16 protein-coding genes and 1 pseudogene are annotated in these 14,315 nt (G+C 63.9%); 13 read left to right on the top strand and 4 right to left on the bottom strand.

Going from position 1 to position 14,315, the window contains the following annotated elements:
* Positions 1 to 17 precede the first annotated feature (17 nt).
* From IEX25_RS14810 to IEX25_RS14775, 8 genes are all read left to right on the top strand, one after another.
* Positions 18 to 1,238, top strand: coding sequence for an acyl-CoA dehydrogenase family protein (locus IEX25_RS14810; RefSeq protein ID WP_188715915.1), 1,221 nt, complete (start codon positions 18 to 20; stop codon positions 1,236 to 1,238).
* 52 nt (positions 1,239 to 1,290) lie between these two features.
* On the top strand, positions 1,291 to 1,851 hold the full coding sequence (locus IEX25_RS14805; RefSeq protein WP_188715913.1) for a flavin reductase family protein: 561 nt from the start codon (positions 1,291 to 1,293) through the stop codon (positions 1,849 to 1,851).
* A gap of 122 nt (positions 1,852 to 1,973) precedes the next feature.
* Positions 1,974 to 2,693, top strand: a complete 720-nt coding sequence (locus IEX25_RS14800; RefSeq protein WP_188715912.1) for an ABC transporter ATP-binding protein — start codon at positions 1,974 to 1,976, stop codon at positions 2,691 to 2,693.
* Entirely contained in the window at positions 2,690 to 3,403 is a 714-nt protein-coding gene (locus tag IEX25_RS14795) for an ABC transporter ATP-binding protein (RefSeq protein ID WP_188715910.1), read from the top strand. Before IEX25_RS14800 ends, IEX25_RS14795 begins: the two co-directional genes overlap by 4 nt.
* A complete protein-coding gene (locus IEX25_RS14790) occupies positions 3,400 to 4,263 on the top strand; it encodes a branched-chain amino acid ABC transporter permease (protein WP_188715907.1) in 864 nt (287 codons plus the stop codon). Before IEX25_RS14795 ends, IEX25_RS14790 begins: the two co-directional genes overlap by 4 nt.
* Before the next feature lie 10 nt (positions 4,264 to 4,273).
* Positions 4,274 to 5,299, top strand: a complete 1,026-nt coding sequence (locus IEX25_RS14785; RefSeq protein ID WP_229665276.1) for a branched-chain amino acid ABC transporter permease — start codon at positions 4,274 to 4,276, stop codon at positions 5,297 to 5,299.
* A gap of 12 nt (positions 5,300 to 5,311) precedes the next feature.
* Positions 5,312 to 6,148: an intradiol ring-cleavage dioxygenase gene (locus IEX25_RS14780; protein WP_229665274.1), complete on the top strand. Its 837-nt coding sequence runs from the start codon at positions 5,312 to 5,314 to the stop codon at positions 6,146 to 6,148.
* A gap of 7 nt (positions 6,149 to 6,155) precedes the next feature.
* Positions 6,156 to 6,488: a hypothetical protein gene (locus IEX25_RS14775; protein WP_188715904.1), complete on the top strand. Its 333-nt coding sequence runs from the start codon at positions 6,156 to 6,158 to the stop codon at positions 6,486 to 6,488.
* Here IEX25_RS14775 and IEX25_RS14770 read toward each other — a convergent pair whose 3' ends face one another.
* Positions 6,489 to 7,439: a LysR family transcriptional regulator gene (locus tag IEX25_RS14770; protein ID WP_188715902.1), complete on the bottom strand. Its 951-nt coding sequence runs from the start codon at positions 7,437 to 7,439 to the stop codon at positions 6,489 to 6,491. It lies immediately after the preceding gene.
* Between the two features lie 84 nt (positions 7,440 to 7,523).
* Here IEX25_RS14770 and IEX25_RS14765 point away from each other — a divergent pair, with 84 nt between their 5' ends.
* The 3 genes from IEX25_RS14765 to IEX25_RS14755 all read left to right on the top strand — a co-directional run bounded on the left by IEX25_RS14765 (position 7,524) and on the right by IEX25_RS14755 (position 11,276).
* Positions 7,524 to 8,597: a maleylacetate reductase gene (locus IEX25_RS14765; protein ID WP_188715900.1), complete on the top strand. Its 1,074-nt coding sequence runs from the start codon at positions 7,524 to 7,526 to the stop codon at positions 8,595 to 8,597.
* 59 nt (positions 8,598 to 8,656) lie between these two features.
* Positions 8,657 to 10,414 (top strand): FAD-dependent oxidoreductase, encoded by a 1,758-nt coding sequence (locus IEX25_RS14760; protein ID WP_188715899.1) that lies wholly within the window; start codon positions 8,657 to 8,659, stop codon positions 10,412 to 10,414.
* A gap of 520 nt (positions 10,415 to 10,934) precedes the next feature.
* Entirely contained in the window at positions 10,935 to 11,276 is a 342-nt protein-coding gene (locus IEX25_RS14755) for a zinc ribbon domain-containing protein YjdM (RefSeq protein WP_167623837.1), read from the top strand.
* A gap of 388 nt (positions 11,277 to 11,664) precedes the next feature.
* Here IEX25_RS14755 and IEX25_RS14750 read toward each other — a convergent pair whose 3' ends face one another.
* Together IEX25_RS14750 and IEX25_RS14745 are read right to left on the bottom strand one after the other, a co-directional pair.
* Entirely contained in the window at positions 11,665 to 11,928 is a 264-nt protein-coding gene (locus IEX25_RS14750) for a DUF982 domain-containing protein (protein WP_188715897.1), read from the bottom strand.
* Positions 11,921 to 12,103, bottom strand: a complete 183-nt coding sequence (locus tag IEX25_RS14745; RefSeq protein WP_188715896.1) for a DUF3606 domain-containing protein — start codon at positions 12,101 to 12,103, stop codon at positions 11,921 to 11,923. Before IEX25_RS14745 ends, IEX25_RS14750 begins: the two co-directional genes overlap by 8 nt.
* A 92-nt stretch (positions 12,104 to 12,195) precedes the next feature.
* Between IEX25_RS14745 and IEX25_RS20670 the strand changes: the two are divergent.
* A pseudogene (locus IEX25_RS20670) lies at positions 12,196 to 12,344 on the top strand (transposase domain-containing protein); the annotation flags it as partial.
* A 217-nt stretch (positions 12,345 to 12,561) separates the two neighbouring features.
* On the opposite strand, the gene IEX25_RS14740 reads toward IEX25_RS20670, so the two are convergent.
* Positions 12,562 to 12,777: a hypothetical protein gene (locus tag IEX25_RS14740; RefSeq protein WP_188715894.1), complete on the bottom strand. Its 216-nt coding sequence runs from the start codon at positions 12,775 to 12,777 to the stop codon at positions 12,562 to 12,564.
* A 781-nt stretch (positions 12,778 to 13,558) separates the two neighbouring features.
* Between IEX25_RS14740 and IEX25_RS14730 the strand changes: the two genes are divergently transcribed.
* Positions 13,559 to 14,311 (top strand): SDR family NAD(P)-dependent oxidoreductase, encoded by a 753-nt coding sequence (locus tag IEX25_RS14730; RefSeq protein WP_167623874.1) that lies wholly within the window; start codon positions 13,559 to 13,561, stop codon positions 14,309 to 14,311.
* Positions 14,312 to 14,315: the final 4 nt, after the last annotated feature.

Genomic DNA, 14,315 nt, shown 5'->3' with positions numbered 1-14,315 from the left:
CCTTGAGGAGGAGCAAGATGAACAAGCCCATGAATCACGGCTATTGGGGCAAATCCGTCGATTACCGCGAGATGCTGAAGCAGATCGCCCAGATCGGCCCGCAGCTTGAAGCCAATGCCGCCGCGGACGAAGCGGCGGGAGAGTTGACGCCCGAAACCTTCGCGCTGCTGAAGCCGCTGCGTTTCTCGCACCTTCTGGCGACCGAGGAACTGGGCGGCGCGCAGATGCGCCCGACCGAGGTGCTGCAGCTGCTGGAGGCCGTCAGCTATCATTCCGGCTCGGCCGGCTGGGTGTCGATGGTGCATTGCTGCATCGGCGCGATGTCGGCGGCCTTCCTGCCCGACTCTGCAGTGGAACGCCTATTCGCGCCCGGCACCGACAACCGCTTTTCCGGACAGGGCGCGCCGCTCGGGATGCTGAAGAAGGTCGAGGGCGGCTATACCCTGACCGGCAAATGGAGCTATGGCTCGGGCTTTTCCCATGCCACCTGGTCGCATTCCGCCTGCTTCGTGGATGACGGCACCGGCAAGCCTGCCAAGGACGAGGCCGGCAACGTCATCGTCATGTGCGCCCACGCCCCCATCCCGGAACACAGGCAACTTGGCAACTGGGACGTGCTGGGGCTGAAGGGCACCGGGTCCATCGACTATGCCGCCGAGGACGTGTTCATCGCCGAGGATCTGGTGTTCCCCATCCTGACCGCGCCGCCGCAGCGCCTGAAGGAGCTGTTCAGCTTGGGGATCGTGGGCCTTGCCGCCATTGGCCATACCGGCTGGGCCATGGGCGCCGGGCGGCGGATGCTGGACGAGATCGCGGGCTTTGCGCGGTCGAAATCCGGCCGCGCCGGACTGATCGGGGAAAGCGAGAAGTTCTGGCATGACTATGGCCGCGCCGAGGCCAGCTATCGTGCCGCACGCGCCTTCGTTATGGAGGTCTGGGGCGAGATAGAGCATCTGGCAGAAAGCGGCCAGATGATGACCACTCGCCAGATCAGCCTTGTCCATCTGGCCAAGGCCCAGATCCACGAGACCGGCGTCGAGGTCTGCAACTTCGCCTATCGTGCCTCGGGCGGGGCTGGCTTGCGCGCCGGCGTGATCCAGCGGACCTTCCGCGACATGATGGTGGCTGCGAACCATTTCACCATCGCGCCCTCCATCGTCACCGCGGCGGGCCGTGAACTGGGCGGCCAGTGGTCGGACCGGGTCTGGCAGTTCTACGACCTGATCGAGAAGAAGTAAGCATCCGCCGGGGCGGGGCATCCCCTGTCCCGGCAGCAATCCCGGAGCGCAGATGACCGACCAACCGCTTTCGCAGGCCTTTCGTGAAGCCTTCCGTTGCCATCCCGCCGGGGTGGCGGTGATCACCGCCGATCCGGGGGACCGGCCGGTGGCGATGACCGTTTCCTCTCTGATCTCGGTCAGTGCGGAACCGCCCACGGTGGCCTTCTCGCTGTCGTCGCGCTCAGGCTCGACGGCAGCGGTGCTGGGAGCGGGCGGGATCGTAATCCATCTTCTGCGCTATGACGACCTGGCGCTGGCGGAGCTAGGGGCAACGCCGGGGGCGGACCGCTTCGGCCCCGGTGTCGCTTGGGAGCGACTGCCCACGGGCGAGCCACGTTATAGCGGCGTCGCGACCTGGTTCCGCGCGAGGATCCAGGGCTCGCTGCCGGTGGAAGGCGCGACCCTGGTGGTGGCAGAGCTGCTGGAAGGCGTGGCGGGCCATGCCCCCAACGCGCCGGAACTGGAATCGCTGATCTATCTGGATCGGCGCTGGCATCGCCTGCGCGAGGCGGCGGACGGCCGCGCCAGCCTGACCCTGATGGTAGAGGATAGCCGTGACGTGTTCCGCTGACATTCCGGCACAAGCGCCTTCATAACGGAAGGCGATATTGCCGCCGGATCATCCGATCCAATTCGCGCCGGCCCGCCTCTAGGGTGGGCATCAGGCAGACCGGCCAGACAAGGGAGAGGGCCATGGCGATCCTATCGCTGCGGGATGTGTCGAAACGCTTTGGCGCGCTGACGGTGGCCGAGGCTGTCAGCTTTGACCTGGCCCCTGGCGAGGCACTGGGCATTATCGGCCCGAACGGCGCCGGGAAATCGACGCTGTTCAACCTGATCACCGGCAACCTGCGTCCCGACAAGGGCAGTGTCAGTCTGGACGGGCGCGACATCACCGCCGAGACGCCGATGCAGCGTTGCGCCAGCGGCATCGGCCGGTCCTTCCAAATCCCCCAACCTTTTGGTCACCTGTCGGTTTACGAAAATCTGCTTGTCGCGGCGCGGTTCGGCGGCGGCATCAGCGCGGCCGAGGCGCCCGATTACTGCATGGACCTCCTGCGTCGCACCGGGCTGGCGGCGCTTGCCGACCGCCAAGCGGGGGGGCTGCCGCTTCTGAACCGAAAGCGGCTGGAACTGGCGCGCGCCATGGCCACGCGGCCCCGCGTGATCCTGCTGGACGAGATCGCGGGGGGGCTGACCGATGCCGAATGTGGCGAACTGGTCGCGACCATCCGCGACATCCACGCAGAGGGGACCGCGATCCTGTGGATCGAGCATGTGCTGCACGCGCTGACCGCCGTCGTAACGCGGCTGATGGTGCTGAACTTCGGACGGGTGCTGATGATCGGCGTGCCCGATCAGGTCATGGCGGCCCCCGAGGTGCGCGAGATCTATCTGGGGATCGAGGCATGAGCGCGCTTCTGGAACTGACCGGGCTGACCGCTCATTACGGCGATTTCCAAGCCCTGTTCGGTGTGGATCTGACGCTGGATGCAGGCCAGACGCTTGCCATCATCGGCGCGAACGGCGCGGGCAAGACCACGCTGATGCGGGCGATCACCGGCATCGCGCGGGTCACGGGCGGGTCGGTGGTGCTGGACGGCCGGCGGCTGGACCGGATGGCCGCGCCCGAGATCCTGCGCGCGGGCGTGGCCATGGTGCCCGAAGGGCGGCGGCTGTTTCCCAGCCTGACAGTCGAGGAAAACCTGCGCATCGGCGCCCATGCCCGGCAGGGCAGCGGCTTCTGGACCCTGCAGCGGCTCTATGACCTGTTCCCGGTGCTGCGCGACCGCAGGAACCATCCCGGCACCGCATTGTCCGGCGGACAGCAGCAGATGGTCGCCATCGGCCGGGCGCTGATGTCGAACCCGCGCGTCCTGCTGTGTGACGAGCTGTCGCTTGGCCTTGCCCCGGTGGTGATCCGTGAGATTTATGCCGCCTTCCCGACCATCCGCGACAGCGGCACCGCCATTGTCGTGGTCGAACAGGACATCGGTCAGGCGCTGAAGGTGGCCGATCATGTGCATTGCATGATGGAAGGGCGGATCACCCTGTCCGGTGCCCCGGCAAGCCTTGGCCGCAATGCGATCCACGACGCCTATTTCGGGGTAAGACACGGATGATCTGGCTGGACACGCTGATCCAGGGGTTGATGCTGGGCGGGCTTTACGCCTTGTTCGCGGCCGGGCTTTCGCTGGTCTTCGGGATCATGCGGCTGGTCAATCTGGCTCATGGAGACCTGATCGTGCTGGGCGCCTATCTGATCCTGGGGATCGGGACGGCAACCGGGCTGAACCCCTTCCTGGCCGCCGCGCTTGCGCTGCCGCCGATGTTCGCCTTGGGCTGGCTGTTGCAGACGGCGCTTCTGAACCGGGTGCTGGGCGAGGATATCCTGCCGCCGCTTCTGGTGACATTCGGCCTGTCAGTCGTGATCCAGAACGCACTGCTGATGGGGTCTTCGGCTGACAGTCGCAAGCTGCCCGTGGGCCCGGTCGAGGCGCAGTCGCTGGCCTTGGGGCCGGTCAACCTGGGAGTGATGCCGCTGATCACCTTTGCCTCCGCCGTGGCGGTGATCTTCGGGCTGAATCAGCTTTTCTACCGCACCGCGCTTGGCCGGGCGTTCCGCGCCACCTCGGACGATCCGGTGACGGCGCAACTGATGGGCATCCGACCGCAGCGCGTCTTTGCGGTGGCGACCGGCATCGCTCTGGTGGTGGCGACAATTGCTGCGCTTTATCTGGGCGCACGGGCGAATTTCGATCCTTCGGCTGGGCCCGCGCGCCTGCTCTACGCCTTCGAGGCGGTGATTATCGGCGGTCTGGGCAGCCTGTGGGGCACGCTTGCGGGGGGATTGGTGATCGGTGTAGCGCAGACCTTCGGCGCGGCGCTGAACCCCGAATGGCAGATCCTTGCCGGGCACCTGGCCTTTGTCGCCGTGCTGCTGGTGCGCCCGCGCGGGCTGTTTCCGCGCGCCAATGATTAGGGGCAGGGCCATGAGAAAGATGCTTCTTCCCGTGCTCCTGCTTCTGGCAGTCATCCTGCTGGCGGCACTTCCGGTGATCGGCAGCCGCGCGCTGGTGCAGGATCTGTTCATGGTCCTGTGCCTGCTGGTGCTGGCGCTAAACTGGAATATGCTGGCGGGCTTTGCGGGGCTGGTGTCCGTGGGCCAGCAGGCCTTCGTCGGCATTGGTGCCTACGGCATGTTTGCCTGTGTCATCCTGTGGGGCATGGATCCGCTGGCCGGGTTGCTGATCGGCGGGCTGGTCGCCATGGCGCTGTCGGTGCCAGTGGCCTTCTTCACCTTTCGCCTGAATGGCGCCTATTTTGCCATCGGCACCTGGGCGGTGGCCGACATCGCCCGGCTGGGCATCAGTCAATGGAAGGCATTGGGCGGTGGCACCGGAACCGCGCTGCCGAAGGCCGCCGTGCAGGAGATGCCGGGGATCGAGGCCATCCGCGCCCTGATCGGCGGCTCCAAGGCGGCGGCAGTCGATGCGCTGACCTATTGGCTGGCGCTGGCGCTGGTGATGGCGATGCTGGTCGCAAGCTGGGCCTTCCTGCGATCGCGCATGGGGTTGGGCTTGCAGGCGGTGCGCGACAATCCGGTCGCGGCACGGTCGGTGGGCGTCGATCCCGTGCGGCTGAAGGCATTGGTCTTTCTGCTGACTGCCTTCGGCACGGGCATCTGCGGCGGGCTTCTGTTTATCCAGATCGGGCGGATTTCCCCCGATGCGGCCTTCTCCCTGCTGGACTGGACCGCATTCGTCATCTTCATCGTCGTGATCGGCGGCATCGGCACGCTGCCTGGCCCTGTCGTGGGCGTTCTGGTCTTCTATGGCCTGCAAAGGCTGCTGGCCGATTACGGCACCGTCTATCTGATTGTCCTGGGGCTGATCGGCATTGCGATCATGCTGTTCGCGCGCCGCGGCCTGTGGGGCGGGTTCATCGAACGCACCGGTTGGGATCTGTTGCCGCTGTCCCATGCGGCGCCTCGGCCTATCACGCCCACCGATCCATAGGGAGAAAGACTCGTGAGCTATTTCACCGAAGCCAACTCAACCGACACCGTGAACGGCCGCATGGGCGCGCAGACCGACGCCCGGCTGGCGACCGTTATGGAAAGCCTGGTCCGGCACCTGCACGGCTTCATCAAGGATGTGGGCCTGACGCAGGAGGAATGGGAATACGCCATCGGCTTCCTGACCCGCGCCGGCCAGATCTGTTCGGACGAACGACAGGAATTCATCCTGCTGTCCGACGTGCTGGGGGTGTCGATGCTGGTTGATGCGATCAACAACCGCCGCCCCGAGGGCGCGACCGAGAACACCGTCTTTGGCCCTTTCCATGTCGATGGTGCGCCGATCCGGCAAATGGGCGACACCATCAGCCTGGATGGCAAGGGCGAAAGCTGCCTGTTTGAAGGCCGTGTGCTGGATCTGGACGGCAACCCGGTCGAGGGCGCCACCGTCGATGTCTGGTCCGACAACGCCGACGGGTATTACGACGTGCAGCAGCCGGGCATCCAGCCGAAATGGAACAACCGCGGCCGCTTCATCACCGGGCCGGACGGGCGATACAGCTTTGTCGGCATCAAGCCGGTCAGCTATCCGATCCCCGACGACGGGCCGGTGGGGCAGATGCTGGACCATCTGGGCCGCCATCCCTACCGGCCCGCGCACATGCACTATCTGGTCACCGCGCCGGGTTATCAGCGGCTGGTCACGCATACCTTCGTGGGCAATGACGAATACCTGACCTCGGACGCGGTATTCGGCGTCAAGGACACGCTGGTCGCCCCCTACGAACGCCTTGAGGGTGGCGAGACGCTTTGGCGATCGCCCTTCGATTTCGTCCTGGTTCCGGTTTGAGGCCGCCATGCCCAACGTCAAGATCTATATCGACGAAACCTGCTACGATGCGCTGCGCCCGGCCGTGTCCGGCCTGCTGCCGGAGCTGCGGGCAATGCTGTGCGACGGGCTGGAGGTCGCGCCCGCAGCCTGCCAGTTCGCGGTGCTTCCGGTCCTGGCGCTGCCCGATCAGCCAGGGATCAACGTCGAACTGAACGTAATGCCGCGTCCGTCGCGCACGCGCGACCGGCTTGAACAGGTCGGGCGCGAGATGCGCGACGCCCTGTCGCGCATCAGTAGGCTGACCGTCGCGGTCAGGATCGCGCAGCTTGATGCCGCGACCTATTTGGCGCTGAAATGATCAGCCGCGCCGCCGGGTGATCTGCTGGTCATGGTCCATCCGTGCCTGAAGCCGCTGGCATTCGATCAGCAGGAAACCCGTCAACTGCCGCACCGCCGGGGGCAACTGACGGTCGGACACCCGCAGGATGCCCAACTGGCGTTCGGCATGGTCGATCTTCAGCGGCAGCGCCTCCAGCGGGATGGTGCGGCGCGACAGGAACACCACCGAATAGGGCAGCACCGTCAACGCGTCCGATCCGGTCAGAACGGACTGGATCGAGGCCAGCGTCCCGCCCGAGAAGTTCACGCGGAAATCCTCCTGCCCGATGGATTTCAGCGCCCGTTGCAGGTCGCGATAGAGCGGGCTGTCGGCAGGCGGCGCGATCCAGGCATAGGGCGCGATATGGTTCAGCGTGATGCCGCGCGTGCGGGTCAGCGGATGGCCCGCGCGGCAGGCGATGACATTGTTGCCCGACAAGAGCGGCGTGAAATCCAGATCCGCAGGCACCTGTCCGGGATGCAGCGGCAGGATCGCCACATCCAGGCCGCCGTTCCTCAGCCCGGCCTCAAGCTGGTCCAGATAGCCATAGGACTGGTCGATCTGCACATCGGCATGGCGCGATTGGAACTCCGCGATCATCGAGGCCACGACGCCATCCATGAAGATCGGCGATCCGCCGACCCGCAGCCGCCCCGCCAGCCCCTGACGGTAACGCTGCACCAACAGGCTGGCTTCCTTGTTGGCGCGGTGGATGCGGCCGCCAAGGCGCGCCAGGCTGGCGCCCAGTTCGGTCGGGCGCAGGGGGCGGCGCCCCGGCTCGAACAAGGGCAGGCCGATGCGCGCCTCCAGAAGCGCCATCGAGCGCGAAACCGAAGGCTGCGACTTGCCCAGGGCCTCGGCCCCTTCGGTCAGGCCGCCCTGTTCGACAATGGCCGCGAGGATTTCGAGATGTTCACTGTCCAGCTTCATAGCGGAAAGTGATATTACGCCATGAATATCCGATCAATATTTCTGTTTCCCAACCATACACTTGTCTCAGGATAAGGAGGAGCCATGTCCTTTTACCGCGATGAGTTCACCGCGCGCAGTGCAGCGGTGCGCGTGCGTTTCGGCGCCGGCATCCGCAAGGCCGTGGCCGAGGAGATCAAGGCACTGGGCGCGAGCCGGGCGCTGATCCTGACCACGCCGCAGCAGGCCGCCATGGCCGATGAATTCGCGGCGCTGTGCGGCCCGGCGGCGATCGGCCGCTTCACGGGCGCGACGATGCACACGCCGGTCGATGTCTCGGAACAGGCCACCGCCCTGGCGCGCGAGCTGGGGGCGGATGTGCTGGTTTCGGTCGGAGGCGGATCGACCACGGGCTTGGGCAAGGCCATCGCGCTGCGCACCGATCTGCCGCAGATCGTGGTGCCGACCACCTATGCCGGGTCCGAGGCGACGGGGATCCTGGGACAGACCGAAAATGGCGTGAAGACTACGCTGACCAGCCCCGCCGTCCAGCCTGAGTTGATCCTCTATGACGCCGAACTGGTGACCAGCCTGCCGGTCGGGATGACCGTGACCAGTGCCCTGAACGCGATGGCCCATGCGGCCGAGGGGCTTTACGCGCGCGACCGCTCGCCCTTGTCGTCGCTGATGGCGGTCGAGGGGATGCGCGCCTTTCGAGACAGCTTGCCCACTGTCATGTCCCGACCGGATGACGTGGCGGCGCGCGGGCAGACCCTTTACGGTGCCTGGCTCTGCGGCACGGTTCTGGGACAGGTGGGCATGGCGCTGCATCACAAGCTTTGCCATACGCTGGGCGGCAGCTTCGACCTGCCCCATGCCGAAACCCATGCGGTGATCCTGCCCCATGCCCTGGCCTTCAATGCAAAGGCAGTGCCCGATCTGCTGGCGCCGGTGAGCGAACTTTTCGGCCACGACAATCCGGGACTGGGCTTGTGGCATTTCGCGCGCGACGCCGGTGCGCCCTTGGCACTGCGCGACCTTGGCCTGAAGGAAAGCGATCTGGATCGGGCGGCCGATCTGGCCTCGGCCAACCCCTACTGGAATCCGCGCGCCGTGACGCGTGAGGGCATCCGCGGCGTGTTAGGGGCCGCATGGGCGGGGAACGAACCCGCCATCTGATCCTGAAAGGGGGCGGGCAAGGAGGCCCACCCCCGCTGCATATCCTTGGGAGGACATTCATGGCAGACATGAGCACTGATGTGCTGATCATCGGCACGGGGCCAGCGGGCTCGGCCACGGCGGCGCTGCTGTCCGGCTACGGCATCGCCAACATCGCGGTGAACCGTTATCGCTGGCTGGCCAATACGCCGCGCGCCCATATTACCAACCAGCGCACGATGGAGGTCTTGCGCGACCTGGGCCGCGAGGTTGAGGACGAGGCCTACATGTTCGCCACCCACCAAGAGTTGATGGGCGAAAACATCTTCTGCGAAAGCCTGGCCGGAGAGGAGATCGGCCGGATGAAGGCCTGGGGCAACCACCCGCTGTCCAAGGCCGAACACCTGATGTCCTCGCCCACGAAGATGAACGACCTGCCGCAGACCTACCTGGAGCCGCTGCTGTTCAAGACCGCCTGTTCGCGGGGCACGCAGGCGCGCATGTCCACCGAATACCTGCGGCACGAACAGGACACGACCGGGGTGACAACGACCTGCCTCGACCGGCTTTCGGGCAGGGAGGTCACCATCCGCTCGAAATACCTTGTCGGCGCGGATGGTGGCAAATCGCTGGTCGCCGAACATGCAGGCCTGCCGTTCGAAGGCAAGATGGCCGTGGGCGGCAGCATGAACATCCATTTCCGCGCCGACCTGGCCAGATATGTCGCCCACCGTCCTTCGGTTCTCTACTGGGTCATGCAGCCCGGTGCGGATGTCGGCGGTATCGGCATGGGACTGGTGCGAATGGTGCGGCCCTGGAACGAATGGCTGATCGTCTGGGGCTATGACATCAATGGACCCGAACCTGAGGTCACGCCGGAGTTCGCCACCGGGGTCGCGCGTCAGTTGATCGGCGACCCGGATCTGGAAATCGAGCTTCTGTCCGCGAACACCTGGACCGTGAACAACTATTACGCGACCCGGACCTCGCAGGGACGGGTGTTCTGCATGGGCGACGCGATCCACCGCCATCCGCCATCGAACGGACTGGGATCGAACACCTCGATCCAGGATGCCTTCAACCTGGCTTGGAAGCTGGCGATGGTGGTCAAGGGACAGGCGGGCGAACACCTGCTGGACAGCTACGACGCCGAGCGGGCGCCGATTGCTAGGCAGATCGTCACCCGGGCCAACCAGTCCATCGCCGAGACCGGCCCCATCTTTGCCGCCCTCGGCATGGCCGAAGGCGTCAGCCCCGAGCAGATGCAGACGAACCTGCAAGCCCGCACCCATGGCACTCCCGAGGCCGAGGAGCAGCGCGAGGCGATCCGCAAGGCCATCGCTTTCAAGAAATACGAGTTCGACGCCCATGGCGTCGAGATGAACCAGCGTTACCGTTCGGACGCCATCGTGACGGATGGTCAGATCGAACCCGCTTTTTCAATGGATGCCGATCTGCATTATCAGCCGACCACATGGCCCGGAGCGCGGCTGCCTCATGCCTGGCTTTACCGGCACGACACTGGAGCTGAAGTCTCGACGCTGGATCTGTGCGGGCACGGCCGCTTTACCCTGCTGACCGGCTTGGGCGGTGAATCCTGGGTCCAGGCGGCCGAGGCGCTGGCGGCAGAACTGGGGATCGAGATCGCCACCCATGTCATCGGCCCGCGCCAGACCTATGTCGATCACAGCGGTGACTGGGCGCGCCTGTCCGAGATCCGCGACGACGGCTGCCTGCTCGTCCGCCCGGATCATCATGTCGCCTGGCGTTCCACGGCAAAAAGCGCCACGGCCGAAGCGGACTTGACCCGGGTGGTGAAGGCTATTCTGGCGCGATGAAGGCTGTCTTCCTGCAGATGCCGGGCTGACCACTTTGATCGTTCAAGGGTATAGGCACTCTCGGTTGGATTGACCAAGTGGCAAAAGGGGCTTCCGAGGGTGTCCGATCTTCTGTGTATCACTGATACGGTCCATGCTTCCTGAGAGGAACAAGGACAATGGCGATTTCTAACGAACTGCTGGACAAGTTGCTGAAGGGCTGCAGGCGACCCGGTCGGGTTCTTCGGCGCTCGAAAACATGGGTGCTTGGCGTCCGGTCAGGCAACCGGGCCAAGTCGTTGGCGTCGATTATCACGATCGGCCTCACATCTTTGGTCACGGGTGGCGCCTTTTCAACGAAAATCCCGCCTCCTCTACAGAGGTAGGCATGGCCGATGCCATCTTCCAGGTTCCCACACCGGGTTCGGGCTAATGCTCAGGCAGAGTAAGCTATGGCGGGAATGAGTAGTTCTGACACCGGCACATTCCCACGACCTGTGCAGTCTCTGGCTTCCTGAGCAGACCAGTTCTATAGTTCGGCATGACCGAAACGCTGCCGCCGTGCCCCGCATGCTCCTCCACCTACGCTTACCCGATGGACGCCCTTCTGGTGTGTCCGGAATGCGGCCATGAATGGCAGGCGGATGCGACGGAGGACAATGAGCCTGAGGTCCGCGACAGCGTTGGGAACATTCTACGCGACGGCGACACTGTCACCGTGATCAAGGATCTGCGGGTGAAGGGTTCTTCATCCACAGTCAAGGTGGGCACAAAGGTGCGCGGTATTCGCCTTGTGGCGGGAGATCACGATATTGATTGCAAGATCCCGGGTATTGGCCAGATGGGACTCAAGTCACAGTTCGTGAAGAAGGTCTCCGAGTAAGAGGCTGTTGCCGCTGGTTTCCCTACTAGGCTGCGGGCGGTATTGCTCTGGTGCTGCTTGGTCTTGCGTGAAGCTATTGCGGCGCAGCACCGGCCAATATGGCAATCCGGGAACGGAAAAGATCGCAAGAGCCAGCAAGCTGGTCAATTCACAACGCATTCATGGGGCTGGTTCAAGCGAACGTTTCTTTGGCAGACATCTGCATCCTGATCGCTCCCCCGGGTGTCGTCCTTGGGGCCGAAGGGCATACCGGAGACCGCGGTGTTCACCAGCAAGCTGTTTTCAGACCGGTGATCGTTAATGCCTCTGGCAGAGCCTTCCTGAAGGCCTGATACCTGGGTGGCTGGAAATGGTCGGGACTGACCGGGCGGCCGCGCTTCTCCCTGCTTCACTCATCCCGATAAAAGATGCCGGCACTTTCCAGTGCGTCGATGAAGGCTTCCCGTGCCGTCTCTCCCTCGGCCTTGCCTTCCTGGAACGCGATCAGACACTCGGCCGCACGCTGGTAGCAAGGGTCGGCAGGATCGCACCGCTCCATCAGGATTTCCGCCATGTCCTCTGCGGTGATCACGATCTGGTAGTGGTTGATCGTCGCCTCGACGGCGATGGCTCTGATGGCTTTGCGGGACAGGAACTCGGGGTCCTCATCCACCAAGCTTGTCCTCGACCTTCTTCCGGCTGTTGCCTTCCGATTTGACAGCGTCACGGACCTCGTCCTTCGAGACACCCATCTTCTCGGCCTCGTAGCGCACTTCGTGGTCCTGACCGCCGGCAACATTCCTGCGGTCCTGGGCCGGTTCGCGGCTGGTCTGCTTGTCAATGGACATGGCTGATCTCCTCTTGAGTGCCAGATGCAAACGTCGGACGTTGTAAAGGGTTGCTCGATTGTCTTGCATACCTGCGCCACCCAGATTGAGGTGACGAGGGCGAGCGATCCGGGGCGCGCATCGTATCCCTGATCGCCACCGCAAAGGTCAACGGTGTCGAGTCCTTCGCCTACTCAAGGCAACCTTGGAAGCCAACGCAGCCGGTCACCCGCAGGCTCAGGACGACGACCTGCTGCCCTAGAACTTCAAGCCGTCAAGCTGAACGCAAGTGGGGCGCAGCCGCCGCTTACTCCTGACATTTGCTGCAGCACTATTCATTGCTCCTGCCCATGCGGAGGGAGCGGCCCCGTGGGGTAAGTGGCCTTCTTCGGCATCTACCTGATGAACAATGCGGGCGACCCAGATGACGCCGATGAGCGCGCGCGCCATGGTGCCAGCCACCGCCACCGGGCCAGGTTTTACGCCGCCGCGTGGCCGGGTTTTGCACCGCCGTTGACAGCACCGATGGCAAGAAGCCCTGTCGATACGAGATCTACCTCCGCTGTCGTTTCGACCCTTCCCGATCTCAGGTGAAGCTTCGCCCGGTTTCTGCCCTGTTCGGCATCTTTCCTGTCTGATCTTTTGACAAGCTCTTGCTGCATCCAGTCCTCCTGAAAGCAAAAGTCCTGCTGCATTCAAATGTTCCCGGTCATCGGAGGACGTTGCGGATCCGAACCTGAGCGCATATCGCCGGCAAACTAGGAAAACCGTGAACCCTTGCGTCTTGCTGCACCTTTTGCGACAGAACAGCCCTTCGGAGAACAGGGTCATCTTGATGAGCACTTTTCTTCAACCGGGTGAAAACATCCTGTCGGCAACCGTCCGGGTTGCTACTCGCAAGGCTTCGGAAACCGGCAAGCCGCCTCGTCTCAAGGCGATCGCCAAACACTTGGGGATCACGCGCGAGGAGTTGAGAGCGGTCATCCCCGACCGGGCCTATCTCATGGAGGCCATGGCCGAGAGCGCCCTGCAGCGTCTTCTGCACATGGTCACGGAACGGGTCACCTCGCCCTTCTGCGACTGTCCCGTCGAACAGTTCAAGGCCGTGGCCGTGGCCTATATCGTAACCACCCGATTTCCNGCGGCTGGTCTGCTTGTCAATGGACATGGCTGATCTCCTCTTGAGTGCCAGATGCAAACGTCGGACGTTGTAAAGGGTTGCTCGATTGTCTTGCATACCTGCGCCATGTTGCGGATAGCGGCTGCTTGGTGGGTAGTTGGACAAGAGGCAATCGTGGCCGCCTGCCTCACAGCCATGTCATCCGCCCCCCAGGCCTGCAGCCGCGCGACGTTTTCACAAGGGACCTGCACCTCGACACAATCCGGCTGAAGGGGCAGAGCTTCCGCTGCGGGAGGGAGGTGCTACAACAGCGGTTCTGTGGCCGTCAATCACAGTAGAAGAGCATGGGAGAGATGATGAACCGGACTGCGACCAATCGGCAGGTTGCTTTGGTAACCGGGTCCACATCTGGCATAGGGGCGGCTATTGCGCGTCGGCTTGTCGACGAAGGCCTGTTCGTGATCCTGCATTCAGGCAGGTCACAAGAAAAGGGCATGGCGCTTGCTGCGGAACTTGGTTTCGCGGCCTACATCCAGGCCGACCTTTCCCAGGAGGTGGAGAGGGTCCGCCTCATCTCCGAGGCCGCCGACATAGCCGGAAAGCTGGATGTTCTGGTTAACAATGCCGGGATCAGCGGGCTGATCCCGCATGACGATCTTGCAGCGGCCAGTCCCGACATCTGGCGAGCGCAGTATGAGGTCAACGTCATCGCTCCTTTCCAGCTTATCGCGCTGAGCGAGAAGCATCTGCGAAAGTCGGCTCATAGGAAAGGCAGGGCTTGTGTCATCAATATCAGCTCGCATGCCGGTGTGCGACCAAAGGGAGGATCGATCCCTTATGCGGCCGCCAAGGCAGCCCTCAATCATGTAACGCGTCTTCTTGCTCGATCGCTGGGGCCCGAGATCAGAGTGAACGCGGTCGCGCCCGGTCTGGTTGACACGCCCCTGACAGCCGACTGGATCGAGGCGCAAGCGTTGTGGAAAGCTCAGGCCCCCATGAAGCGGGCAGCGCGGCCAGAGGACATTGCTCAGGCAGTCATGATGCTGATCAGGACGGATTACATCACAGGGGAAATCTTGTTGTCGGACGGCGGCTTGAATTTGACCTAGGCCT

It is taken from the genome of Paracoccus acridae, from assembly GCF_014642735.1.
Taxonomy (GTDB): domain Bacteria; phylum Pseudomonadota; class Alphaproteobacteria; order Rhodobacterales; family Rhodobacteraceae; genus Paracoccus; species Paracoccus acridae.
This window is presented reverse-complemented; position numbering and strand designations above follow the sequence as displayed.